The sequence below is a fragment of the Anabaena sp. WFMT genome (genome assembly GCF_051781005.1).
Taxonomy (GTDB): domain Bacteria; phylum Cyanobacteriota; class Cyanobacteriia; order Cyanobacteriales; family Nostocaceae; genus Anabaena.
The window spans coordinates 13,103-39,669 of the sequence record NZ_JBPWOA010000005.1 but is presented as its reverse complement, the minus strand read 5'-3'; the positions used below and the strand labels follow the sequence as shown (position 1 = coordinate 39,669).

The 26,567-nt window shown below is 39.3% G+C and carries 9 protein-coding genes; 1 reads left to right on the top strand and 8 read right to left on the bottom strand.

Annotation, left to right across the window (positions count from 1 at the left end):
- Position 1: 1 nt before the first annotated feature.
- Positions 2-2,161 (bottom strand): Tex family protein, encoded by a 2,160-nt coding sequence (locus ACSQ6I_RS04130; RefSeq protein ID WP_438889065.1) that lies wholly within the window; start codon positions 2,159-2,161, stop codon positions 2-4.
- A gap of 246 nt (positions 2,162-2,407) precedes the next feature.
- Between ACSQ6I_RS04130 and ACSQ6I_RS04125 the strand changes: the two genes are divergently transcribed.
- The gene (locus ACSQ6I_RS04125; protein WP_438889064.1) at positions 2,408-2,614 is read left to right on the top strand and encodes a hypothetical protein; all 207 of its coding nucleotides are present in this window, start codon (positions 2,408-2,410) and stop codon (positions 2,612-2,614) included.
- 109 nt (positions 2,615-2,723) lie between these two features.
- On the opposite strand, the gene ACSQ6I_RS04120 is transcribed toward ACSQ6I_RS04125, so the two are convergent.
- The 7 genes from ACSQ6I_RS04120 to ACSQ6I_RS04090 all read right to left on the bottom strand — a co-directional run bounded on the left by ACSQ6I_RS04120 (position 2,724) and on the right by ACSQ6I_RS04090 (position 26,417).
- On the bottom strand, positions 2,724-5,324 hold the full coding sequence (locus ACSQ6I_RS04120) for a chloride channel protein (protein ID WP_438889063.1): 2,601 nt from the start codon (positions 5,322-5,324) through the stop codon (positions 2,724-2,726).
- Between the two features lie 393 nt (positions 5,325-5,717).
- Positions 5,718-6,191: a DUF29 domain-containing protein gene (locus ACSQ6I_RS04115; protein WP_438889062.1), complete on the bottom strand. Its 474-nt coding sequence runs from the start codon at positions 6,189-6,191 to the stop codon at positions 5,718-5,720.
- A gap of 380 nt (positions 6,192-6,571) precedes the next feature.
- Positions 6,572-7,888 carry a TldD/PmbA family protein gene (locus ACSQ6I_RS04110; RefSeq protein ID WP_438889061.1) on the bottom strand — a complete coding sequence of 439 codons (1,317 nt, stop codon included), beginning with the start codon at positions 7,886-7,888 and terminating at the stop codon, positions 6,572-6,574.
- A gap of 159 nt (positions 7,889-8,047) precedes the next feature.
- Positions 8,048-8,911: a Tab2/Atab2 family RNA-binding protein gene (locus ACSQ6I_RS04105; protein WP_438889060.1), complete on the bottom strand. Its 864-nt coding sequence runs from the start codon at positions 8,909-8,911 to the stop codon at positions 8,048-8,050.
- Between the two features lie 62 nt (positions 8,912-8,973).
- A complete protein-coding gene (locus tag ACSQ6I_RS04100) occupies positions 8,974-18,837 on the bottom strand; it encodes an amino acid adenylation domain-containing protein (RefSeq protein WP_438889059.1) in 9,864 nt (3,287 codons plus the stop codon).
- Positions 18,838-19,280: 443 nt separating this feature from the next.
- The gene (locus tag ACSQ6I_RS04095) at positions 19,281-25,007 is read right to left on the bottom strand and encodes an SdrD B-like domain-containing protein (RefSeq protein ID WP_438889058.1); all 5,727 of its coding nucleotides are present in this window, start codon (positions 25,005-25,007) and stop codon (positions 19,281-19,283) included.
- Positions 25,008-25,532: 525 nt separating this feature from the next.
- A complete protein-coding gene (locus ACSQ6I_RS04090; RefSeq protein ID WP_438889057.1) occupies positions 25,533-26,417 on the bottom strand; it encodes an alpha/beta hydrolase in 885 nt (294 codons plus the stop codon).
- Between the last annotated feature and the right edge of the window lie 150 nt (positions 26,418-26,567).

The window sequence follows — 26,567 nt, the reverse complement described above, 5'->3', positions numbered from 1 at the left end:
TTTATTGTTTGACTGCTTTCATTGATAAGCCAATGCGTTTTAGTTTTTCGTTGACTTCTAAGATTTGGACTTTGACAACTTGTCCGACTTTGACTATTTTTTGAGGATCATCTACAAATCTATCAGCAAGTTGGGAAATATGCACTAATCCATCTTGATGTACACCGATATCTACAAAAGCACCGAAGTTAGCAACGTTGGTAATTATTCCTTCTAGTTCCATTCCTACTTGTAAATCTCTAATTTCTTTAATTCCGGCTTTGAATGTGGCATATTTGAATTCTGCACGAGGATCTCTTCCTGGTTTTTCTAATTCGCTGAGGATGTCGCGCAGTGTTGGTTCACCAATGGTTTCGGTGACGTATTTTTTGATGTTGGTTTTTTTGAGTTTTTCAGCTATTTCTGTGACTTGATTTAATGATACGCCTAAATCTTTAGCTATGGATTCTATAAGTGAGTAACTTTCTGGATGTACTGCGGTGCTATCTAAGGGGTTTTCGCCACTACGAATTCTTAAAAAACCGGCTGCTTGTTCATAGGCTTTTGGCCCTAGTTTGGCTACTTTTAATAGTTGACGACGATTTTTAAAGGCTCCATTTTGGTTGCGATAGGCGATAATATTGTTAGCTACTGCTGGTGTAATTCCAGAAACAAAGGTGAGAAGTTCTTTGGAAGCGGTATTTAAGTCAACTCCAACATAGTTAACGCAGCTTTCTACGGTTTCATCTAATTTCTTTTTCAGCAATTTTTGGTCAACGTCGTGTTGATATTGTCCGACACCAATTGATTTGGGATCGATTTTGACTAATTCGGCTAAGGGATCTTGTAATCTCCGTCCTATACTAATTGCACCACGCACGGTAATATCTAAATCAGGGAATTCTTCTAGTGCGACTTTGCTGGCAGAATATATAGATGCACCAGATTCGTTTACCATGACTTTAACTGGTTTGCGTTCGCAGATTTCTAAAACTTCGGAAACAAATTCATCGGTTTCACGGGAAGCTGTTCCGTTTCCAATGGCGATTAATTCGATTTTATATTTTTCAATTAAGGTTTTGATGGTTTGTGCGGCTTTTTTACGTTGTTCGGCCGCTTGGTGAGGAAACACTGCTTGATATTCTAAGAATTTGCCGGTTTGTTCGAGTACTGCAACTTTACATCCTGTTCTAAAACCAGGATCTATTGCTAAGGTTGGTTTCATCCCTGCTGGTGCAGATAGTAGCAATTCCCGTAAATTTGATTCAAAGGTTTTGATGGATTCAATATCAGAGTAGGTTTTCTTTTCAGAAATTACTTCGCCAATCAGAGAGGTTTTCATCAATCGGTTAAATGCATCTTTTAACATTGTTTGATAAAAGTCTCTGATTGCACGAACTTTGGCTTTAATTTCTTGTGATTCTAAATAAGAAAGTACGAAATCTTCGTCAAAAGCAATTTCAAAGTTTAATATTTTCTCTGCTTCTCCCCGACACAAGGCCAACATATTATGGGGGGCAATATTTTTGACTTTGATTTGATAGTTACGGTACATTTCAAATTTAGTTGTACCTTCGGGATGATCGTCTTTAATCCGAGAGATAAACACCCCAGTTTCTAAGAGAAAATCACGCACATATGACCGTAATTCGGCTTTTTCGGCAACTTCTTCGGCGAGAATATCAGCAGCACCTTTCAATGCTTCTCCTGCGGTTTTCACTCCCAGGGTTTCAGAAATATATTTCGCAGCTTCTTCTTCTAATGGGGCTGCTACACAATTTTTTACATTTAGGGATTTTATAAATGCGGCAAGGGTTTCGAGTCCTTTTTCTCTAGCGATAGTGGCACGAGTGCGGCGTTTTGGTTTATATGGTAAGTATAAATCCTCAAGCTCTGTTTTTTGTAAACAGGAAGTGATTTTGGCTTTGAGTTCATCGCTGAGTTTACCTTGTTCTGCGATCGCATTTAAAATTACTTTTTTCCTTTCTTCCAATTCTATTAAGTATGTATACCTATCAGATAAATCCCGCAATTGCACTTCATTCATCTCATTCGTGCGTTCTTTGCGGTAACGCGCAATAAAAGGAATTGTCGCACCCTCGGCTAAAAGTTCCAGTGCATTTTGCACCTGATTGGGGTTAAGTTCTAGTTCAGTTGCTAGTAGTTGCGGAATGTTCAACATTTGGGTGTTTAAGTGGAAAATATTACTTTTAAAGAGGGAACAGGGTACGGGGAACAGAAAATAGGAAAAACTGTTAATAATCTACTGGATGATTATATAATTTGATCAAAATTCAGATTCCCAGTTTTTGTAAACTATTGTAAATAAAGCATACTTAAGTGTATAATCAGAAATTATTCCCAAGTACTAGGTTGAATCTATGAAGATCAACCATTCTGTCTGTTGTCATTTCAGGATTTTAGTAAAATGCCTTTGTTTTTTCTAATTCCAATCTTTACTGGTTTAGTAACTGGCTATTTTTTAAACCAAAACGATGAAATTGCTTACATAGCCGGTGTATTTACAGCTGTGAGTTTGATTTTGAGTCTTATTCTAGCACCTTGGCAAATTCAGTTTGGTTTGTTAATGATTGTCCTTTTCGGTAGTAAAAAACTTTTACAGAAAATTTATTAATCACAACCCCAATACACAGTAAGGGCGTATTGCAATACGTCACTGGGAATTGGGAACTGGATAATAATTACGAATTACGTAGCTTGCTTCCGCGTAGCGGTATTACGAATTACGAATTATTTGCCCCTCTCACCAAAATCACTGTGCTTTCTACACCAGAAGCAATAGTTTCAGGAATATTTCCTTGAATTGCTTGTTGTAATAATCCCTCACGAGAAGCGCCCAAAACTACAACATCGTAACCTTCCGTTTTCACTAAATCAATTACCCCTTCGGCCACGGAATCTGCTTGTATTGGTGAAGCAATAACAGTACTGTGTAAATTGCGGTGACGCATTAGCTGGCGAGTTGATTCTTCTAAAACTATCATATCTGGCTTTAATTCTGATGGTTTAAATACTTGAGTAAGGCGAATTTCAGCATCATTTCCTAATGTTACTAAAGCAGGTAATAATTTAATTGCAGCCCGTGCATTTGGGCCTCCAGCCATTGGAACTAGCCAACGATTGAAATGAGAAGAATCAGAAATGTTGCCTAATTTTACCAAGACAACATCACAGGTAGCTTGGCGAATTACAGTATCAACAACAGTACCAAAAATACGACCGGGAGTAGAAGTATTACCTTTCCAACCCATAAAAATCAGGTCGATATGTCGTTCCTTAATTGTCTCTAAAACGGCTTGGGCGACATCATGGGCGACTCGAATTTGAGTATGTATGGGAATGTGCCATTTTTTGGCTAAAGCTTCTGCTTGTCTGAGTAAGCGACGACTTTTTGTGGTGCTGACTTGTGTTTCAGACGGGGAACTGTGACGGGAGACGAGGATGATTTGTAAACACTCTAATTCATAATGGCGATCGCGGGCAATAGTTGCTGCCATTTGTAATAGAGTCTCTGCTGTGTCTGGGTTAGCCAGGGTTACTAATAATCTCCCTCTACCAATGCTAGGCGATCGCGTTTGGTATACTACATAAGAAGGTTCTGGTTGGGGTCCACTAACTCCATTTTCGCAATTAATATGGTCTGCTTCCGCCCGAATAATATCTGCACGGGTAATAATCCCAATCAGTTTTTGTCGTTCTACGACTGGTAAACGACTGATTTGATAGCGGTCTAGTAAATAAAGTACATCACCCAGTGTTTGCGTGGGTGTGACTGTGACCGGTTGGGGTGTCATGATTTCTCTTAAAGAAATACCGTTAGATAAATAGCGATTCTGCAAGTCTGATTGAGTAACAATTCCTACTAATTTAGAATTTTCTACTACCGGAAAACCCCGATGATGAGAACGGGAAAACGCCTGGATAACTTCTTCTACAGCCATATCTGTCTCTAGAGTTTCCACTCGTTGTTGCATCACGTTTTTGGCTGTTAATTGAGTTAATATTCCTTCTATGGGCGCATCTTTTTGAATAGTGATGCCATTTAATAGTAAAAGTTTGTCATATAGCGAACCAGGTACTACTTTATCTGCTACTAAATAAGATGTGACCGAGACAATCATTAACGGTAAAACCAAATTAAAATCCGTCGTCATCTCAAACACAATTACAATTGCTGTCATGGGGACTTTGGAAACAGCACTAAAAAATCCCCCCATACCTGCTAAAGCATAGGTAGTCAGAGAACCTAACCCCCAAAGATGAAACTCACATACCCCAACTAAATGTCCTAAACAAGAACCTAAAATGAGACTGGGCGCAAATAAACCCCCTGGTGCGCCGGAACCAAAAGCAATTAAGGTTAAAATAAATTGAGCAATAAATGCGATCGCAGCAAAGGGAAGATTAGCTTCACTCGTAATCATATACTCCCTTAACCCAGTATTATCTCGGTAAGACTCAGGTAGTAAAGCCACGATTAAACCAGAAACAAAGCCAGCCAAAGCTACTCGTAGCGGTAAACTTATATGTAATCTTCGGTAGACTTTAACACTAAAAACTAATCCCTGATTAAATAACGCCCCTAGCAACCCTGCCAAAACACCCAAAATTAAGAAAACCGGAATTTCTAGCAAAGAGAAACTGCTAGAATACTCCATCAATTGCAGGTTAAGTTGCAGACTTCCACCGCCTAATAATCGGGAAATTACCCCACCGATAAAAGAGGCGATAATCGCAGTTCCTAAAGTTAGTCCTGATAAATCTTGTAGTAACTCTTCAATAATAAATAATACCCCGGCAATGGGTGCGTTAAAAGCCGCCGCTAACCCAGCCCCCGCCCCTGCTGCAATCATTTGTCGCCGATGTTCTGGGGAGGTGGGAACCCAACGACTCATTCCCGCAGCTAAACCCGCACCAATTTGAACAGTGGGGCCTTGTCTTCCTAAAGTGATACCCGAACCCAAGGAAATGATTGTGCTGAGTAATTTAATCAATGCTACCCGCCAGGATAGCTTCATGGGTATATTTGCCAGAGTAGCCTTGACTTGAGGAATACCACTACCAGCTGCTTCTGGTGCTAACCTTTGCACTAACCAACCAGCCAAAAACCCGAAAACCATACCTATGATTGGTAAGGTCAGCCAAGCTGGTAACACCTGAGTACTATGGACTCGCCATGTTCCTAACCATCCTGAACCCTGTTTGAGTAATACAGCAGATAAAGCAGCGACAATACCAATAATACAAGCTTCTGCGATCGCTAAACCTCTTCTCGGCTGCCACAAAAGGCGAAAGCGTTGAGTCAGCATCTGAAGCAAAATCATAAATTTTAATTTTTAATATTGAATTGATATAGCAATCCTAAATGATATTTGCAAGTATTTTATAGCGGTTCTCGGTTGAGTGAGATACAAGAACCCCACCCCCAACCCCCTCCCCGCAAGCGATGAGGGGGCTATGATGTATTTCATTCAAATGCATACCGCTATAATAATGCTATCAATTTACCCATTTGACGGGAATTTAAAATAAAACAATGTTCACCTATATTTAAAAGTTAAAATAGTTGTTCATCGGCTTCACGCACAACATAGGTGCGATCGCTATAAGTTAAACTTCCACCGATTTGACTGAATCAGGATTTGCAGGATCATGATCTCGTTCCCAGTCTCCGACGGGGAATGCCATTATAGAGGCTCTGCCTCTAATATTATCCTCTAAGGTAGATAATTAATGTCTAAGGTTTGCTCAAGGGTAAATGATAAGTCAGTAGGAATTTTATTACTAGGAAAATTTGTTTTTATCAAAACATCCTTCCTGGCATTTGTATAACATTCTGTGAATATTTCTGATAATAAAGGTTTTAAGCTCGGACTATCTTTTAATAATTCCTGAATTTGTCGCCGTTGTTCTACAATTGTATCTAACCAACCGCGTTGATTTTCTGCTCTTACTTGTTCCCAATATATTAGTTTTAATAGATGTTCTATCAATACTCTGAGACGATTGATTAATTCCCGTTTTTCACTCCTACCCATCGTTGCTATTTCTTCAATCAAGTTATCAATATCTAATTGATTAAATTGGCGATCGCGTAAAATTTTGATAGTAGTTTCTATCCAGATATTAAAATCTTGTTCGTACAGTGAGTTTGTGGGTAGTTGATTTGTAGTAGTTTCAATTGAGGTCATGGTGGTAACTCTTCAATTTAATTTACAGCAGTGGTCAGATATCATTTAGTTGGTAGAGGTTGAGGATTGCTAAACCATATTTGCACTTATATTTATCAAAATTTTAACATGATTAATTGTCAGAATTAGGATTTTCAGGATTTAAGAATTTTCAGGATTAAGATGAGGATAATGGTGGGTTACGCTGCGCTAAACCACCCTACAAATTGGGGATTATTTTTATTTGGAAGTCCCTTGATAAGGATTCAGGATACAGAATGTTTGATATAGCAGGGAACAGAAGAGAAAAATATTCTTGTTCCTTGTTCCTTGTTCCTTCTGACTTCTGACTTTTTGCGATCGCTTGAAATAGTGAACACAATTCTGGATTCCGACTTATTTTAACTATTTCTCCCAGTGATTGAAAGTCCTTCTACTATTAACGAAGGCGTATAGCAAGCACCATTCCAATCAGCATCTCCACCGAGTTTAACTAGTTGTTTGAGGGCTGTGTAGACATTACCAGCGACCATCGTATCTTTAACGCGGCCAATTACCTGGCCTTTTTTCACCCAATATCCCAAATCAATATTGATAGAAAAATCACCAGAAATGCCGTCTCCTCCTCCCAGTATTTGGTCAACTATTAAACCCTCATCCATGTCTTGAATCAATTGTTGTAGGGATGCTGTACCTGGTTGAATGAGGAAGTTAAATAAACCGGGGGTGGGATAGCTACCCAAACCAGGACGAAAACCATTGCCGGTACTACCAATATTTAATTGTCGTCCAGTTGTGCGATCGCTATAAAAATTTTGTAAAATACCGTTTTCGATAAATATCAAAGACTGTGTTGGCTGACCTTCATCATCAAAAGGACAACTGTAAGGCCCTGCTTCTGGGTCTTGATAAAGGGTTAAACTCGGTGAAACAATGGGTTTACCTAGTTTTTCTCCCCAAGGGGAAGACTTTTCTAGAATGCGTTTTCCATTCAAAGCAGCTTGAACAGTTCCCCATAACATATCCGCAGCTTTGGAAGTGAACAAAACCGGAACCCGACCGCTAGGGGTAGCAACATTATCATCTTCTGACCAAGCTAATCGCTGTAAAATTTGGTGAGCGACTTTATCTGGGTTGAGTTCACCCCGCTGGGTTTGTCCATCTGCAACACTCAAAAAATCATCACCTCTCACCCATTCTGCTGAGATATAACAGCTAAGGGTGGTGTCAGTATAGTGACAATCTAAACCTTTACTATTGATTAATCTGGTGTTTTCGATATCACATTCCCAGTCACTGTGACAGAGAACATCTGGATAAACATCACGAATCAGGGCGATCGCTTCTTTGCCCCATTTAATCAGCTTTTCTACGGGTACCGCTTCCCCAACATCAGAGTAGGATGTAGGAGAATTACCGACTAATTCTAATAGTTCCGGTTGATTGAGTTGGCTTAGAGCCAGCGATCGCTCTACCATCACTTGTGGATCTACAGAACCGTAAGCCACCGTTAGTCCGGGACGACCATTGAGCCACAGCCGCAGTGCTGTACCTTCCGACTGACTGGTTTCTAGTTGTTTTAGGCGGTTAGCCTCAAAAAACACAGGACGAGAAAGCGATCGCGACTGATACACCTCCGCAGCCTCTGCGCCAGATTTTAAGGCAAGTTCTAGCAGCTGTTCCGCTAGTGTATCTTGTGACAAATTTGCAGAAGCCATTTCCCTTGATTAATTGTGGACTTTGGATTGTAAACTCCAGATAGACGCAGTTTATTATCCCATCAGCGTGTCGCAACCGTTGTAATTTTCATAGGTGATTGGTGATTGGTGATTGGTAAGAGGTTATAGATAATTCTCCCCCTGCTTCCTAGTCCCCATTTAAGGCAAATTCACCTCTTGTAACAGCCAAAACCCAGCAAAAGATTGAGCTTGGGGATCTGTCTGCACACCAATGAAATGAACTCCATTGGCTTTTGCCTTCGCTTGTGCAAAACCTTGAGCCTCAGCTAGAAGTTGAGGAGTTTTAATATTTGCGACAATCCAGCTTTCAGTTGCACCGGTTTCTAAAATCAATCTATCTCCTTGCTTGGTATCAAAGTGCAAGTAAGCCATTTCCAAACCAGACATCCAACCAGCTAATGGTAAAGCTCTCGGTGAAAAAATCAAAATCCCTGGAATCCGAGCTTCTGGTGACAATTCCGCTAATTCTAGGGGGAAAGATTCACCAAAACCAATTTCCCACTCTGGCATTTCTGCAAAATCCCCAGCCTCTAAAGTCACAAATGTCCACTGTTTTCCTTCCAAAGCGTCAGGTAAACGTTGGGGTAAAGGTTTATCTAAACGTACTGACGGATTTGCGACCCCTTGGTACCCTGGTTCCTGGGGATAAACTTCCTCCATGCGCTGCTGTAGCCATTGATTAAGAACCAAAGTGCGGCGGCTAGATATAGCGGGAATACCCACACCTTCACAAGCTTTAGTAATCATATTATTCATTTGGCGGCGGAAAAAGCGAATTTTGATTGGTGCTTCCCCCGCTTTCTCAATAGCTTCCTGTAACGCAGTCCGCAACCAACCCGAATTTACCTGGGTACTAGGGCAATATTGAGCATAGCGAAATAAAGAATCTGTTTTCGTGCGGACATCCGAGGGACTTTCGCAAACTAAGACTTCCCAAACTTTTTTTTGATTTTCGTCCAAAATCGGACGGGAGTAAAAATCGAGTTCCCAAATACTGCCCATGTTTTGCGGTGAAATCTGGCGACTTTATATTTTCTTATATTTCCACTCTACCAGTTCACTGCTTATCTGCTTAAATAGTCTCTTAACTTTTCAGCCAAAACCGAAACATGAGGTTCAGCCATAATACTATCATGATTACCGGGGATATCATGAATTTCTAAGCCACCAGCAGCTAATTCTTCCCACCTTTTGAGATAACGAGCATATTCTTGAGATTGGTCAACCGCTCTAAAAAAGATCACTTGACCTGGATAAACTGTGGGACAATAATTTCTGTAAGCTTGTGCGATCGCATCTCTAACTACTAAATGGCGGAGTCCATGCGGTAAAGGTAGATTCCTATGCACATAAAATTGATAGACAATTTCCTTAATTTTATCCTCAATCCGTCGATTAATATTTCCCCAAATCGCAATTATTTGCTGTTGAATTGTCAAATTAGCAAAATAGCCGCGATTACGCTTGATCATATCCATTAAATATAATATAGATTCATAAATACGAGAGTTTGTTTTTCTTATAGATAAAGAATTCACAACTTGATCAGATGGCTGTATCATTTTGGGAGGATAAGCATCAAAAATAGTTAATAATTCAACAGTCTCTCCTTGTGCATAAAGCTGTTGTGCTATCTCATAAGCTATCATCCCCCCAGCACACCACCCACCTAATATATAAGGCCCATGCGGTTGAACGGTTTGTATTTCTTTAATGTAATGAGATGCCATATCCTCAATACAAGTATGAGGAGACTTTCTACCATCTAAACCCTGTGCTTGTAAACCATAAACTGGTTGATCTGCATCCAGCTTAGATAACAAATTCAAGCTGTATATCAAACCTCCATAAATAGTATGAATATAGAAAAAGGGTCGTTTAGAACCATGAGGTTGAATCGGAACTAACGAAGACCAAGAACTTGAATATCCTTCATCTCGCAGCACATTAGCTAATTGTTTAATTGTCGGAGTTTGAAAAAGAGTAGTCAGCGCAATATTTTTACCAAATATCTTTTCAATTTGAGCAAATAGTTTTACAGCTAGTAGTGAATGTCCCCCCACATCGAAAAAATTATCATTTAAACCAATAGGACGGACACCTAAAACATTCTCCCAAATCTTTGTGAGTTGCAGTTCCAAATTATCAGATGGAGTTACATATTTTTCTGCTTCTAACCTTGTCAAATCAGGAGCAGGGAGTGCAAGACGATTAATTTTTCCATTAGGAGTTAAAGGCATAACATCAAGCATGACAAAAGCCGCAGGAACCATATAATCAGGTAACTGCTCTTGCAGATAATGTTTTATTTCATTGATAATGGAAGATTGATGAGAAATAAATGCGTCAATATTTGTGCTAGGAATAATGTAAGCAACTAATCGCTTTTCCCCAGGTATATCTTCTCTCGCAACCACAACAGTTTCCTTCACATAGGAATGTTGTTTTAAGACAGCTTCAATTTCCCCTAATTCAATCCGAAAACCACGAATTTTTACTTGAAAATCCTTCCTACCCAAACATTCTATCGCACCATTAGCTGTTAATCTGCCTAAATCTCCCGTGCGATAAATTCTCTTATTTCCATGCAGATCATCTAAAAACACAGCTTTTGTTAATTCTGGTTTCTGCCAATAACCTAGTGCAACGTGAGGACTTCTAATCGCAATTTCTCCATAAATATCAGTTTGCTTACCCTCATCATCAAGCAAAAGAATTTCAGTATCTTCAAAAGCATAACCGACAGGAACATACTGCTGAGTAATTCTGGTGTTTTTATCAATTAAATATTGAAGATTAAAAGAAGATTCTGTAGAACCAAGACCATTAACAAAAATACATTCATCATCAAAATATTTTTGATACAACTCCACATCACTTTTAACAACCTGTTCTCCTCCCAAGACTACTAAACGCACTTGAGAAAGTTGTGTTTTTGCTCTTGATTGTTTTTCAGATAAAATCTGCATAAAGCTTCTATAAACAGTAGGAGTAGAATGATAAATAGTAATTTTTTCTACCTCTAACCATGCAGATAAATGAGCTAAACCTTCTGCTTTGATATCAAAGGGGTAGAGAGTAGCACCATTCAAGATAGCAGAAAATATATCTATCACCGCTGCATCAAAACTATAAGATGCAAATAAACTTAATTTATCATTTTCGCAAATATGGAGATTATTGGTATAGTTTCTGATGAAATGTAGAACATTTCGGTGATTTTGGATGACTCCTTTCGGCTTTCCTGTCGAACCAGAAGTATAAAGAATATAAGTAAGAGTATCTGGTGATATTGGTTGATTAATTTCTACAGCAGAATCACTAATATTAATTTCATCAACATTAATAATTGGTAGTTTTTCTTGAATTAATTCTTGAGCAATAAGCAAATTTTTGTGATTAGTTAAAACCACTTGAGCCAGAGAATCTTCTAAAATATAGACAACCCTATCTTGAGGATATTTGGGGTCGAGAGGAACATAAGTTTTACCTGCTTTCAGGACTCCCAAAATTGCCGCTATCATTGGTGCATCATGGTCAAATAATAGAGCAATATTAGCCTGTGTATTTAAACTTTCTTCTAGAAGAATTTTAGCAATTCTATTGGCTTGGAGATTTAATTCTTGATAAGTCCATTGATGATTTTTGGTTTTGATAGCAATATTGTCGGGATATTTTTTAACTTGCTCTTCAAACCGTGCCGGTATAGATTGTTCAATTTCTGGTTTTGAAAATTCAATAAATGAATTAATGGGACGATGAGAATTACGGAGATGAGATAATTCGTAACGTTCTCTTTCAGTTATAAGAGAGAAAGTCGAAATAGGTCTTTCTGGATAAGCAGAAATTACTGTCAACAATCGCTGAAAATGTGTTCCCATCCATTCAATTGTATCTGCATTGAAGAGAATATTGTTATAAACAAATTGCAGATGAATTTCATGATTTTTTTCTTCTATATAGAGATTCAAATCAAACTTAGAAGTAGTCTCAATAATCGTTATAGGCTCGATTTTTAAATCATTGAGTTCGAGAGCATCTGTATTCAAATTGATCATGTTAAACCAAACTTGAAATATCGGAGTATGGCTTAAATGTCTTTGAGGTTGGAGTTCTTCGACTAACTTTTCAAAAGGTAAATCTTGGTGAGCATAAGCATCTAAGGTAACTTGCCGCACACGATTTAGTAATTCTCGAAAACTAGGATTGCCACTCAAGTCAGTCCGCAAAGCCAAAGTATTGACAAAAAACCCAATTAAGTCCTCAATTTCTCTGCGGTTGCGTCCCGCAATAGGGGTTCCCACAATTACATCTTTTTGTCCAGTATAGCGACAAAGTAATATCTTGAACGCTGCCAGTAAAGTCATGAACAAAGTCACATTCTCTGTTTGTGAAAGTAATTTAATACTTGCAGTTAATTCTGAAGATAAAATCAGGGAATGAGTTGCTCCTTGATAAGTTTGTACTTGCGGACGGGGATGGTCTGTAGGCAATTCTAATATAGGTAAATTTCCACCTAATTGTTGTTTCCAGTAAACAAGTTGAGACTCTAAAACTTCACCTGTAACCCAGTCACGCTGCCACAGAGAAAAGTCATTATATTGGATGGTAAGTGGTGATAATGGTGAGGAATTCCCTCTAGAGAATGCTTGGTAAATTTCTGCCATTTCCCTTCGCAATACATCATCAGACCAGCCATCAAAAATAATATGGTGAATATTAAATAGCAGCAGATATTCCTCTGGACTCAATCGCAATAATTTAACACGGAACAGTGAATCTTTAACTAAATTAACAGGTTTTTCTGCTTCTTGACTTATTATTTTTTTAACTTCTATTTCTCGATTTTCATCTGATAAAAGTTGTAAATCAATGATAGGTAAATTAAAGGTAATATGATCAGTAACTACTTGAATTGGTTGTCCATCCAATGAAATAAAATTCGTGCGGAGAATTTCATGACGTTGTATGATTTCATTAATGGTTTGTTCTAATGCTGTGATATTCAGTAAACCCTGGAGTCGTAATATCAACGGCATATTATAAGCAATGTTGTTGGGTTCTAATTGTGCTAAAAACCAAAGCCGCTGTTGAGCAAATGAAAGTGGTATATTTTCCTTTTGCTTTCTGGGTGCAATTGCTGGTAATAATAAATCATCATGGATTTGTTCGGTAATGCAGATATGTTCAGAAAGTTGGGAGATGCTAGGAAATTCAAATAGTAAGCGTAGCGGTATTTCTATGTTAAAGGTTTTTCTAATCCGGGAGATGAGCATTGTGGCCAGTAATGAATGTCCACCTAAGTTGAAAAAGTTATCATCAATGCCAATGGTTTCTACTTTAAGTAACTGACTCCAGATATTAGCAAGAATTTTTTGTGTAGGAGTTATAGGAGCGACATAATTATTTTGAGGAGTAGAAAAATCAGGAATAGGCAAAGCATGATAGTCAATTTTGCCGTTGGGAGTCAAAGGGAAAGATTCTAAGACCACAAATGCAGAAGGAATCATGTAATCAGGTAGCTGCTGTTTGAGATATTCACGGATTTGCTCAGAGATTTCTGATTGTAAGGGGATGAAATCTGCATTGCTCATTTCCTTGTTTACAGATTTAGGAATAATATAGGCAACTAATTTTTTATCACCAGGAATATCTTCTCTCGTGATAACTTTAGCATCCTGAATAGTTCGATGTTTATTTAATAGAGCTTCTATTTCTCCTAATTCAATCCGAAAACCACGAATTTTTACTTGGTTGTCGGTGCGACCTAAGAATTGAATATTACCATCTGGTAGGTAACGAGCTAAATCCCCAGTTTTATATAATTTTGAATCTTCAAAAGGATTGGTAATGAATTTCTGCTCTGTTAATTCTGGTCGATTTAAATAACCTAGTGCTAAACCTTCTCCACCAATATATAACTCTCCAGCAACACCAATGGGAACGAGATTTTTGTGGTGATCCAGAAGATATATTTTACGGTTTGGTAATGGACGACCAATGGGGATACTGCTGTAAGATTCTACTGGTGTAATTTCTGGAGGTACTGTAAAAGTGATTGCTGTTATGGTTGTTTCAGTTGGTCCGTAAGCATTAATTAAGCGTACTCCTGCTATTGGACTGTTGTACCAGATTTTTAGGGTTTCTGGTGGAAGTGCTTCACCACCGCAAATGACTAATCTGAGTTGATTTATGGGAGTAGCATCAGCAGTTTCTGCCAAAAATTGCAACCATTGATTCAGGTAAATGGGAGGAATATTCACAACCGTTAAACCGTAATCAATCAATTTTTGGTGAAATTCCCAGGGAGTTAATAACTTTGCATTAACTAGGATGAGGGTTGCTCCAACTGCCAAAGTTGGTAAAATTTGCTCTAAGGATACATCGAAACTCAGGGATGCAAATTGTAAAATGCGGTCATCGCTTGCGTTTAACTCATAATGCTCTATGATATTCTGAGAGTGAAGTGCGATCGCTTGATGGGATATCAAAACCCCTTTGGGAATACCCGTCGAACCAGAAGTATAAATAACATAAGCCAGATTTTCCCCAGTGACGCAACTCTGAAGATTATTTGTCGATTCTGTGGAAATCTTCTCCCAATCTGCATCCAAATTTACAACTTGCAGCGAATTTACTGATAAATTAGCAACTAAAAATTCCTGAGTCAAAAGAATAGAAACTTGTGAATCCTCCATCATAAATCTCAGACGTTCTTGAGGATAAACCGGATCTAAGGGTAAATAAACACCTCCGGCTTTGAGGATTCCTAACAACCCGACAATTCTTGCCAAAGACGGTTCTAAACACAATCCTACTAATTTATTGGCTCCAACTCCTAATTTTCGCAAATAATTTGCTAATTGATTTGCACGCTGATTCAGTTCTTGATAAGTTAGTTGTTCATTCTCAAACACCACTGCAACTGCATCAGGTGTTTTCTCTACTTGTTCTTCAAACAACTGATGAATCAACTGATCCTGAAAATAATTTACCTCAGTCTGATTCCATGCAATTAATAATTGATGTTTTTCCTGTGCTGTAAGTAAAGGCAATTGCCAAATATTTTGCTCAGGATTAGCCAAGATCCCAGATAATAAAATCTGAAAATTTCTAATCATTCGCTCCATTGTCAAATCATCAAACAAATCCGTATTATATTCCCACTCACCTATCAGCTGTCCATTCCGTTCTTCCATTGACAGAGTGAGGTCAAATTTTGCAGTTTGTACTGCTGATTTTAAAGCTGTCACCGTCAAATTTGGTAATTGTAATTCTCCCATTGGTGCATTTTGCAAAGCAAACATCACCTGAAATATAGGAGTATGACTTAAATGACGTTCTGGTTGCAATACCTCAACTAACTGTTCAAATGGGACATCCTGATGAGTATATGCTTCTAAACATACCCGTCGGACTCGACTTAGTAATTCTATAAAACTGGGATTATTACCTAAATCAGTCCGCAATGCTAAAGTATTCACAAAAAATCCCATCAAACCTTCAATTTCGCTGCGGTTACGTCCTGCAATGGGAGTTCCCACAATTACATCTTCTTGACTGCTATAACAGCAAAGTAATACTTTAAATACCGTTAGTAAAGTCATGAACAAAGTTACACCTTCTTTTTGAGCAAGAGATGTAATACTTGTAGTTAATTCAGGTGATAAAATAAAAGATTGTGTTGCTCCTGCGTAGGTTTGCAGTCTGGGACGCAGACGGTCTGTAGGTAATTCTAATAGAGGTAAATTTCCACTTAATTGCTGTTGCCAGTAATTTAATTGCGATTCTAAAATAGCACCACTCAGCCACTGTTGCTGCCACAATGTAAAGTCTGGATATTGAATAGGTAGTTGTGATAAAGAAGAATTTAAACCTTCACAATAAGCTGTATAAAGTGTTTTTAATTCATCAAAGAAGATTCCAAAAGACCAACCATCAAAAATAATGTGGTGAATATTCATTAACAGCAGATGTTTGTCTGCATTCAGTCGTAATAAGGTGATGCGAAATAGAAAATCTTGAGCTAAATCAACAGATTTTTCTGCTTCTTGGTTAACGACTTTCTCAACTTCTGCTTCCCGCTGCAAATCAATGATGGGTAGATGGAAGTCAATATTATTAATAACCTGAGTTGGTTCTCCATCTACAACTACAAAATTAGTACGGAGAATTTGATGACGCTGGATAATTTTATCAATACTTTGTTCTAAGGCACTGATATTGAGTAAACCCTGAATCTGAAAAGTGTAGGATAGATTATAAGCTGTGCTATTGGGTTGTAATTGATCTAAAAACCAAAGACGTTGTTGAGCAAAAGATAGTGGCAGATTTGATTGGTGTTGTCTAGTTTCAATTGCTGGTATTGATAAATTATCATCAGTCGGTTTGGTAATACCAATTTGTGCAGACAGTTGAGAAATAGTCGGAAATTCAAATAATAAACGTATGGGTATTTCTTGGTTTAATATTTGTCTAATTCTGGATGTTACTTGCGTAGCTAATAGAGAATGTCCTCCTAATTCAAAGAAGTTATCATTAATGCCAATATTGTCTACTTTCAGAACCTGACTCCAAATTTGCACGAAAATTTCTTCTGTGGGGTTACGGGGAGCAAGATAATTATTTGTAGAAGCCGAAAAATCAGGAACAGGAAAAGCGCGATGGTCAATTTTGCCGTTGGGAGTTAAAGGAAAAGTTTCTAACACCACAAAAGCAGCAGGAATCATATAATTAGGTAATTTTTGTTTGAGATATTCACGAATTTGATCAGATATTTCCGCTGTAGAATTTTCACTGTTATTAGGAATAATATAAGCAACTAATCTTTTATCTCCAGGAATATCCTCTCTTGTAATCACTTTAGTTGCTTTCAGATTTGGATATTGATTTAATACTGCTTCGATTTCTCCTAATTCAATTCTGAAACCGCGAATTTTTACTTGATTATCAATGCGTCCTAGATACTCAATATCACCATTAGGTAAATAACGTGCTAAATCCCCTGTTTTATAAAGACGAGCATCTGGTTGATGATTAAATGGGTGAGAAATAAACCTTTCCGTTGTTAATTCTGGTCGCTTTAAATAACCACGCGCTAAACCTGCTCCTCCCACATAGATTTCCCCAGCAACACCGATAGGTACAGGTTGCAGTTGAGAATTTAATATATAAAGTTGTAAGTCGGGAATTGCACAACCAATTACTTTTGATGAAGAACTGAGATCAGCTATATTGATGGGACGATAGGTAACATGAACGGTGGTTTCCGTAATCCCATACATATTCACTAATTGGGTAGACTTGTCTCCATGTCTGTCAAACCAAGGTTTTAAGCTTTGAATATTCAGTGCTTCTCCACCAAAAATCACCAAGCGTAAGTTCAAGTTATTCTCATTTTTTAAAGATGCTTCTATTTGCATCAGTTGCTGAAAAGCTGAAGGTGTTTGATTTAAAACTGTAATTTTTTCGTGAGCTAATAATTGATAAAATAATTCTGGTGAGCGACTGACATAATAAGGGATAATTACCAAACGACCACCATATAAAAGCGCACCCCAAATTTCCCAAACAGAAAAGTCGAAAGCATAGGAATGAAAAAGACTCCAAACATCATTGTGGTTAAATTGAAACCAAGATTGAGTAGCTGCAAATAAACGCACGACGTTAGAGTGGGGAATGAGAACACCTTTTGGTTTACCTGTTGACCCAGATGTATAAATAATATAGGCTATGTTATTGGGTTTAACAGTTGTTTCTATCTTGTGTGAAGGTGTTTTGGTGATATGTTCCCAATCGTGATCTAAACAAACTATTCTCGCTTGATGTTCTGGTATTTTTTCAACTAAATGCTGTTGTGTTAATAGTATTGACACCTGGGAATCTGATAACATGAAAGCTAACCGCTCTCTGGGATAGGTAATATCTAAAGGTACATAAGCTCCACCTGCTTTCAAAATACCTAATATACCAACAATCATTTCTAGAGATCGCTCTGTGCAAATACCAACTAAAACCTCTGGTTGCACTCCTAATGTTTGTAGATAATTGGCTAATTGGTTCGCACGTTGATTGAGTTCTTGATAAGTTAGTTGTTCATTCTCAAACACTACCGCTATGGCATCAGGTGTTCTTTCTGCATGTTCTTGAAATAGTTGATGGATGCACTTTTCTGGGCGATAATCTGTCTGAGTCTGATTCCATTCAACTAATAATTGATGTTTTTCCTTTTCTGTAAGTAAAGGTATATAAGCAAGAGTTTGTGCGGGAAGATTAATTATATTTGTTAATATAGTTTCTATATGTCCTAACATTCTCACTATGGCATTGTCTGCAAATTGATTTTGCTGATAATGAATTTTTATTAATAAATCCGACTCTGTATCAATGGATAAAATTAGAGGATAATCAGCCAGTTGAAGATATTCTGATTTTTCATAATTTCCAAATATCACTAGGATTTCAAATAATGGTAATTCGGGAGGAATTTCACTCCATTCTCGAATTTGTTGTAGGGGAGTAGATTCAGGGTTGATCAAGGTAGACCATTGTGCTTCTAGTTCTTGCAACCATGATAATAATGAAGTATTGGCATCAACGAAAACTCGCACAGGTAGAATGTAGAAATCAAGTTTTTTGGTGATTGCTCCAAACAGAATATCTGTTTCTCTGGTGTAATGACTTAAAAGTAGAGATAATGCCCCATAAATTAAGGTATTAAGGCTTATTGTATGGGTTTGCATAAAGGTTGTCAAATCTGAAGTTTGAGCCTTGGAAATGCAAATTTCCTGGGTTTGACGGGATGAAGAAAAAGGAGTGATCGCAGCTAATGTAAGAGGATCTGTGAAATCTCGCAAAAAACTCTGCCAGAATCTTTCAGGATTGGAATAGGACTTTAAAGGAGTATTTTCTATATTTTGATTTTTCATAATTAATCTAATTTTTTGGGTTCTTTAGTATGCTGCAAACGGTTCATAGTTTAACCAAATATGGAACTCCTCTCTGTGAATAGGGAGAGCCAGTTTTTTCATCAATAAAAAGTAAAATTCCTAACCGTTTTGAGTATGTTTAATATGCGAAAGTTAGTTTTAAAAATCTCAGAAAGCCGACTATAATCCAAAATTGTCTGATATCCTACATTCTCCAAAGTATTTGATTTCATGTCCACCTAATCACTGGCGATATAAATTGTTTGTGCAGAAATCCAAAAATTCTTTTTCCCCCTGCTCCCTTAATGATAAGTATTCAACGATATGATTCCCCCGCCAAACTCTGAGTTTAACGGAGGAATTAGATTAAGCAGGAAGAGCGAACTGCTTGCAGCAGCCCTTACGCTATCGCTAAAATTAGTAGTTATAGCGATTTATGCATTTCATCCGTGGAAAACATTATCTGCAAGACCTAGACCGTTGTTGTAATTATCCAATGCGGTATTAATGATACCACCAGCATCTAAGGGATAGAGAACATTGGTGTTGGACTTGTAAGGACTTGGTAAACTGGAGGCGCTGGAAATACCATAACTCCAGTAAGTATCAACCCGTGGGCTACTGACACTGCTGCCAGTAAGTTGGTGCAACGCACCATCACCTTTCTTGTCGCCATTTTCATCTGGAGTTATGGCTTGCAACCAATTGATGCCTTCGTTGATATAGTATCGAGCATCTTTATCGTTTGGATTGGCTGTGTCAATGGGGTTGCCTGCAAGATAATTCAACCAACTAGCAACCAAAGAGCGACCCAGATCATACCGTTTATCTCCATTGGGATGCTCTGAAGAATCAACAATTTGGAGTGCTTGAGCGCGGGTATAGAAGATGGTATTTTCTCCTGCGTCTGTCTTGCCATTGCGGTTGTAGTCACCGATGAGTAGCCCTATATCATACTGTCCTTTTACTGGATCAAGAACTTTCCCTGGTTGGTCAGAGTTGGTATAAGGTGCAAACAGAAGATCGCCGTTGGGGAAATTGGCTTCTTCTTTTTGTGATGGTTCGTTGCCTTGGACACCATCCCAGAACTTTTGCCAACTTGTATTTTGCCAGAATCCAGGAGTACGCACACCAGGAGCAGATGGAAGGGTTGAGCCAGCGGTCACTGTATTTGCATCAGTAGCGTTGTTGTTAGCAAGATTGGTGTCGGTGAAACCACTGGGTGCAGTTACTGTGGCAGTGTTAGTCAGAGTAGTTGTGGGAGCAACATATTTCTGAACATCTAAATACTCAATCTTGAATTGATCGTTTGCATCTCCTGTCTTACCAGCAATAACTAGAGTATTCCCAACATTATTAGCTGCATTGATATCTGCCCAGCGATCGCTACTACCACCGAAGTTGAATTCAGTGAAGCCAAAGCTGTTGAGAACAGAATCACTTAAGGTGAGGTGATTATTGAATGGATTATTAAAGTTACCAATCCAAACGGAGATATCACTGTCATCAATTACATAATCAAGGAAGGCACGATCAACAACCACTGAGTCAGAGAATTCAAACAAGACGTAGTTATTCCGTCCCACATTATCCACACGATGCAGTCCGCCAGAACCACTACCTTCACTGCTGTCGGTAACACCTAAGCCACCAGTGTAGCTACCGAGATAGGCAGTTTTCCAACTTCCAGAACTATCTCGACTAAACGCACTCGTTTTGACTGAGATACCGTCCTTAGTGAAAGTCCGAATATTGCCATCTGTTCCATCTGTCGAACTATTGCCACTGAAGTCAAATTTGCTGGTTGTCGCGTTGGTGTTGGCACCGGATGACCCAGCGCTGGCAGCCACTGTACCGTTAACCGTATAGGTGATGCTACTACCACCTATCAGAGTCACATAATCATTGATATTGCCTGTGCCACTGGTTTCATTATCCGTAGCTCCTCCGGTTGCCACGCTTGTCCAGGTGACGTTGGTCAGATCACTGGGCATGATATCGCTCACCAGGGCGTTGGTAGCGGTCATCAGACCATTGTTATTGACGACAATGGTATAGATTATTTGCTGTCCAGGAGTAACAGTTGTCAAACCGTCGGTTTTGGTAATTGATAAGTCGCCGATATTTTTGATTAGTCCTGCGTCAATCGTCAAGTCATCGGTCGTTCCCACTGAGAATTGAGCCGTTGTGCCGTTCGTATTGACAACATCACTATCAGCCGCATCGTTACCGACATTGGCAGTGGTGAATCCATCGAAGCCGGTGGGTTCAACGAATTGAATGCTGTAGGTGCTATTGGCGTTAACAGTGAATTGGTAGAGACCGTTGGCATCGGTGGTCGTTGTCCCGACTTGAGTACCCCCTTGGTTAAAGAGCTTAATAGCTACACCTGCAACGCCAGATTCGCCTGTATCTTGGACACCATCTCCATCAGCGTCGTACCAAACGCGATCGCCAATTTTCACGTTGGAGACTGCAACCACAGTGTTAGTATCGGTAGCACTGTTGTTGTTAGGGTTGGTATCGTTGAAACCAGTGGGAACATTGACTGTAGCGGTGTTAATCAGAGAAACCGTTGTTGGTGGAACATATTTCTGAACATCTAAATACTGGATCTTGAATCTGTCGTTTGGTGACGTGTCCTCTGTCCAAGCCGCAATCACTAGAGTATTACCAACATTGTTACCTGCATTGATATCTGCCCAGCGATCGCTACTACCACCGAAGTTGACTTCGGTGAAGCCAAAGCTGTTGAGAACAGAATCACTTAAGGTGAGGTGATTATTGAATGGATTATTAAAGTTACCAATCCAAACTGACATATCACTGTCATTCATGACGTAATCGAGGAAGGCACGATCAACAACTATTGAGTCAGAGAATTCAAACAGAACATAGTTATTCTGCCCTACATTATCCACACGATGCAGTCCGCCAGAACCATCGCCTTCAATGTTGTCGGTAACACCTAAGCCACCAGTATAGCTACCCAGAAAGGCATTACTCCAATTTCCACCACTGCTACGAGCAAACGCACTCGTTTTGACGGAAATACCGTCCTTAGTGAAAGTCCGAATATTGCCATCTGTTCCATCTGTCCAACTATTGCCACTGAAGTCAAATTTGCTGGTTGTCGCGTTGGTGTTGGCACCGGATGACCCAGCACTGGCAGCCACTGTACCGTTCACCGTATAGGTGATACTACTACCACCTATCAGAGTCACATAATCATTGATATTGCCTGTGCCACTGGTTTCATTATCCGTAGCTCCTCCGGTTGCCACGCTTGTCCAGGTGACGTTGGTCAGATCACTGGGCATGATATCGCTCACCAGGGCGTTGGTAGCAGTTATCAGACCATTGTTATTGACGACAATGGTATAGGTTATTTGCTGTCCAGGAGTAACAGTTGTCAAACCGTCGGTTTTGGTAATTGACAGATCACCGACATTTTGATAAACACCTGCATCTAAAGTGAGGTTGTTTTCACCAGAAGCAAGAGTGACAATCTGAGTTTTGCCAGTGCTGGGATTAGCATCGGAGTCTATAGCATCATCAGTACCTACATCAGCTTGAGTAAACTGATATCCCGCAGGTAAACCAGAGAATTCAACTTGATATTGTTCCCCTGGTGTCAGTCCAGAGAAGTTGTAATTGCCATTAGCATTTGTAGTAGTGGTGACGGTAGTATCGCCAATACCATTGATAATGCCATCTGCGCCCCCACCAATCAGGGTAACGGTTACACCACCTAAGGCTGTGTCTCCTGCATCTTGAATGCCGTTGTTGTTATTATCAGCAAAAACGTAGTCTCCTAATGATGCCAAGTTATAGAACCCTGCATCAATTGTGGGGTCATTTTCCCCTGGTGACAGGTTGATGACATCTGAAATTAAGCCATCAGAATCAACGCTATCATCCCCACCCACATTGGTGGGACTAATTTGGCTAAACCCATCAGGGGTGACAAACATTACTTTGTAATCCCCTGGAGTTAATCCTGCAAAGCTATATTTGCCATCAATATCTGTGGTGGTGGTGGCAATCACTGCACCTGTGTTGGGATTAATCAGCTTAACCGTAGCTTCTGCAATTCCGGGTTCGTTGGCATCTTGGATTCCATCTGCATTGAAGTCGTGCCAGACAAAATCTCCTAAGCTGGCGAGGAGAACTAACCCTGCATCTAATGTACCGTTGAATTCTCCACTTGTTAAGATGACGGTTTGGGTTAATCCTGTGGCATCTGCATCGCTATCAGTTCCATCATCTCCCACATTTGCCGTTGTGAAGATATAGCCATCAGGAGAGGTGAATTTAACTTGATATTCTCCTGGTGTTAAACCATCAAATAGGTATGAACCATCTGCATTAGTTGTGGTTGTGTTAATTACTTGATCATTTTGGATGAGTTCTACTGTGACACCATTTAAGGCTGTGTCTCCTGCATCTTGAATGCCGTTGTTGTTATTATCAGCAAAAACGTAGTCTCCTAATGATGCCAAGTTGTAGAACCCTGCATCAATTGTGGGGTCATTTTCCCCTGGTGACAGGTTGGTGACATCTGAAATTAAGCCATCAGAATCAACGCTATCATCCCCACCCACATTGGTGGGACTAATTTGGCTAAACCCATCAGGGGTGACAAACATTACTTTGTAATCCCCTGGAGTTAATCCTGCAAAGCTATATTTGCCATCAATATCTGTGGTGGTGGTGGCAATCACTGCACCTGTGTTGGGATTAATCAGCTTAACCGTAGCTTCTGCAATTCCGGGTTCGTTGGCATCTTGGATTCCATCTGCATTGAAGTCGTGCCAGACAAAATCTCCTAAGCTGGCGAGGAGAACTAACCCTGCATCTAATGTACCGTTGAATTCTCCACTTGTTAAGATGACGGTTTGGGTTAATCCTGTGGTATCTGCATCGCTATCAGTTCCATCATCTCCCACATTTGCCGTTGTGAAGATATAGCCATCAGGAGAGGTGAATTTAACTTGATATTCTCCTGGTGTTAAACCAGCAAATAGGTATGAACCATCTGCATTAGTTGTGGTTGTGTTAATTACTTGACCATTTTGGATGAGTTCTACTATGACACCATTTAAGGCTGTGTCTCCTGCATCTTGAATGCCGTTGTTGTTATTATCAGCAAAAACGTAGTCTCCTAATGATGCCAAGTTGTAGAACCCTGCATCAATTGTGGTATTAATTTCTCCACCAACTAAGGTGACAAGATTAGAGGTGAGGTTGTTGTTGGGGTTAGCATTGGAATCAAGGGCTGTATCGCCGGTTTGAAGATAGGGACTAACAGCATGAAAATCAGCAGGTAAGCTAAATTTCACCTGATAGCTACTAGGCAGCAAGGGACCAAACTGATAGTATCCTGTTTCTATCTCTGCCGTGTAGAGGTTGTCTCCGGTAATAGTTGTGCCGAGAACATTACCGTTTGTATCGAGTAATGTTACTGTTACACCATCTATTCCTTCTTCGTTGGCTTCTTGAATTCCATTAGCATTTAAGTCATGCCAAACAAAATCTCCAATACCGGCAGTTTTGACTTCCATCAAGATGGGCTGCTGTCCAGATGCTTTAATGATGACACCCACATCTTGTCCTGCTACTGGTACAAAGCTAGTGCCATTAGCAATAGCCATATCCACTAGCCTATTTGCGTTTTCCTGACTATAGTCTTGTAATGTATTATAGTCACCGCTATTTAATATGTTAGTCTCACCGAGAAGTATCCAGATGGCTAACTGTACATCATATTGTGTGTAATTAAAACCATCGTATTGGTATTTATTGTTAACAATGTTGGCTGCTTCAGTAACGTTATTTAAAAGCCAATTGATTTGCTGAAGTTTATCCAGGTAAGGATCAGGCAATGAAGTGATTGTCTGTGAACCTGTATAAAGTATGCCTGTAGGAATGTTTCCGTAACTGGAATATACACTAGCATTGTTATAAGTACCTTTGGCAATGTTGAAGCTACTGTTAACACACCAAGCGTCATAAACTCCATTGAGTAAGCCGCCATTGGTAATGGTGACATTGATGTAACTGGGTAAAAGAGATACTGTTCCAGCTGTTGGTGTATCGTAATTAGTGACTATTTCAGTAGATGTGATTGGTAATGTTGAGTTGAAGATTGAGAGATTTCCATCTGCCATAACTTTAGCCCTGTATATGTGTGAAGTAATTCAAAACCTAAGTAGAAAAATGCAAAAAGACAAACTATGCCATGACAAGTAAAGTTGCCTAGAAACCTCTTCTTTCATGATTTATGATTTGTCGTAAACAAAGTTTTTAACGCTAACTTATTTATTAATTTGTATCTTTTAAATGAATAATAAGTTAGCATTCAACAACTAACTAATAGTAATATTACTGAAGTTCCAATTACTAGAGCTTTTCGTGAAATTTATACAAAGATGTAGGCATATTATGTGAAGATTAAGCATTTTGTGGTGAAATTCACCTAAAACTGTCTGAAGATAATTTATCTAAGTAAGAATAGTAAGTCTTGAATCTAACCGAGATTATACTGGTTTCCATACTGCCCGGTTAAGACTCTCAATGTTGTCAGTTGGTTTGGGTAAAGAGGGTAAAGGTTTTTCTGACTCCCGTTCCCCCTGTTTTACCCCGGATTTCTCACAAAATCGCGTTGTTCCCGTTTCAACTTAGTCTACGTATTTTCAATCATTACTCATTACCGGCTCTAATCGCCCTATTTCAGAGGGTAAATGCTGTTCCATCCAATTACTTAAATCAGTTAAGACTTGACGATAATTAATGTCACAATGTAAATCGTGATAGGCTTCTGGATACTCTATGCGTAGTTTATCTGGGTAAGTGACTCGCTGGTAGAAAAGTTCACTGCCTCCAGGTAAAGCAACTCTGTCAGCACCACCATGCAAAATTAATAGAGGTACTTGCCATTCGGCAGCATGGGCATGAATCCAGGCAATTGTAGCAAAGAATTCTGTAGAGAAACGGGCTGTGGCGCGGGTATGCCGCAAATGATCTTGATTGTAGTTAGTTATAATTTTCTCATTTCGTGAACCAGCAGTTGTGTCCAGTCCCGTATTTAATGAAAAACGCGGCCACACCTGGGAGAGCATTTTTCCTAACAGTATGCGAATAGGTGATACTCCGACTTCTCCAATGCTTGGTGCAAAGGCAATCACGCCTTGCAATGCAGATGTATCTTGGGGATAGTGCAGAGTGTAGTCTAAAACTATCATTCCGCCCATGCTGTGACCAAATAGGAAAATTGGGCATCCTGGCTGCTGCTGCTGAATCATTTGTAAGAAGGCTCGCACGTCATCACGAAACTCAGCCCAAGTATTTATGTAACCTCTTTGACCTGGTGAGCGCCCATGTCCACGTAAATCTAAGCCATAGATGGCATATTGCTGGGGTAGCAAATGCTCAATTACATTTTTGTAAAGTCCGCTGTGTCCTCCGAGTCCATGTACCAGTACTAATATTGCCCGTACCTTATCCCCTGGATTCCAGCTTTGGTAATACAGGTCAAGTCCCCCAACACCTTTAAATGTGCCTACGCTGTGGTAAATCATAGGGTTAATTTTTTACGTTCTTTCCCAGCAAGCTATTAGCCTATCAACGTACATTGTAGGGAAAATAGCTTCTAACTGTGGGAGGAATTACAGAATTTTTGGTTTTTTGTGACAGATTGGCTTAAATATTGTTATGTCTTGGATATGACA

Excerpts from the sequence above, each read along its gene's own strand:
- ACSQ6I_RS04130 (WP_438889065.1), bottom strand. The coding sequence starts at position 2,161 with ATGTTGAACATTCCGCAACTACTAGCAACTGAACTAGAACTTAACCCC.
- ACSQ6I_RS04125 (WP_438889064.1), top strand. The coding sequence starts at position 2,408 with ATGCCTTTGTTTTTTCTAATTCCAATCTTTACTGGTTTAGTAACTGGC.
- ACSQ6I_RS04120 (WP_438889063.1), bottom strand. The coding sequence starts at position 5,324 with ATGATTTTGCTTCAGATGCTGACTCAACGCTTTCGCCTTTTGTGGCAG.
- ACSQ6I_RS04115 (WP_438889062.1), bottom strand. The coding sequence starts at position 6,191 with ATGACCTCAATTGAAACTACTACAAATCAACTACCCACAAACTCACTG.
- ACSQ6I_RS04110 (WP_438889061.1), bottom strand. The coding sequence starts at position 7,888 with ATGGCTTCTGCAAATTTGTCACAAGATACACTAGCGGAACAGCTGCTA.
- ACSQ6I_RS04105 (WP_438889060.1), bottom strand. The coding sequence starts at position 8,911 with ATGGGCAGTATTTGGGAACTCGATTTTTACTCCCGTCCGATTTTGGAC.
- ACSQ6I_RS04100 (WP_438889059.1), bottom strand. The coding sequence starts at position 18,837 with ATGAAAAATCAAAATATAGAAAATACTCCTTTAAAGTCCTATTCCAAT.
- ACSQ6I_RS04095 (WP_438889058.1), bottom strand. The coding sequence starts at position 25,007 with ATGGCAGATGGAAATCTCTCAATCTTCAACTCAACATTACCAATCACA.
- ACSQ6I_RS04090 (WP_438889057.1), bottom strand. The coding sequence starts at position 26,417 with ATGATTTACCACAGCGTAGGCACATTTAAAGGTGTTGGGGGACTTGAC.